This window comes from Allobacillus halotolerans (assembly GCF_018967645.1).
Taxonomy (GTDB): Bacteria; Bacillota; Bacilli; order Bacillales; family Alkalibacillaceae; genus Allobacillus; species Allobacillus halotolerans.
Genome location: NZ_JAHLZF010000071.1, coordinates 1 through 956, shown reverse-complemented (window position 1 = coordinate 956; position 956 = coordinate 1). Strand labels below are relative to the sequence as shown.

The window sequence follows — 956 nt, the reverse complement described above, 5'->3', positions numbered from 1 at the left end:
ATTCCTCCTATTAAGATTTTTATTTTTCTCCTAAAAACTTATTAACAAAGTATTGTTGTCCTTTGCCTGTTACTTTTGGCGTCTTACTAATTGATGTGTGACCGTCCGAATGTGTGATTGATGTTTCTTTAATTTCGAATAACTCACGTTCCATTGAATACTGTGTAGGCATGTTATAATCCACACCCTTGCGTTTAATAAGGAATCCGTTTTGACGTAACCACTCAAACAATCTGCGTTGCCCGATGTTTATACCGTTTTGTTTAATGATCTTTGCTAACTCTCCAACTAAAATTGATGTCTTAGTAGTAGCTACTGCATCTGCAAATACAATTTTTGGTTTATCACGTTCAATCTTTGTTTCTAATTGATTGATTGTGTTGTTAGCAATTTTTAAAGCACGTTGCATAATCATTTCTGGGCTATTCCATGCTTTCTCTACTTGGATGAAGTATTGTCTTGCACGTTTGCCAGGTTCACTACGTTGAATCATTGCAATCTCTTTTGCAGTGTCGAGAGTGAGAATATGATTAACTTGTTCATAAGTACGCGCCCTTTTTTGACCGTGTACTTTTTCAACTTGCGAAATAAAATCTATCCCGTTTTCAAAACCATATTCCGTCATTCTTTCGAACCACTTATCGTACCTAGTTGAAACTTCTAATGCTTGATGAAGTTCTCGACCGCTGATTGCGATTTCTCCATTTTCTTTTTCTTGAATATTGAACATTTCTCCGATGTTCGATTTTGTTTGTAATGCTTGCATTTTATTTCTCCTTTACATTAGCGATATCAACTTGTAGTGCATCGCATATTTTTTTTACTGTGAGGAAACCAGGGTTTTTAACCTCTGTTTCGATAGATCGAATTGTCGAGTTTTGTAATTCCGTTAGCTTCGCTAGTTGATAGCGTGTTATCCCCTTTTCTTCTCTCAATTCTTTTAAGTTCAGCATCTT

At 35.7% G+C, this 956-nt stretch carries 2 protein-coding genes; both read right to left on the bottom strand.

From position 1 onward, the window contains the following. Positions 1 to 19: 19 nt before the first annotated feature. Positions 20 to 766 (bottom strand): phage antirepressor KilAC domain-containing protein, encoded by a 747-nt coding sequence (locus KQ486_RS14075; protein WP_001148638.1) that lies wholly within the window; start codon positions 764 to 766, stop codon positions 20 to 22. Position 767: 1 nt separating this feature from the next. Beyond that, positions 768 to 956: helix-turn-helix domain-containing protein (locus KQ486_RS14070; RefSeq protein WP_246569355.1), on the bottom strand; the 189-nt coding region annotated here is incomplete at its 5' end.

What these genes read in the sequence shown, in the direction of transcription:
- KQ486_RS14075 (WP_001148638.1), bottom strand. Translation starts at nt 766, where the DNA reads ATGCAAGCATTACAAACAAAATCGAACATCGGAGAAATGTTCAATATT.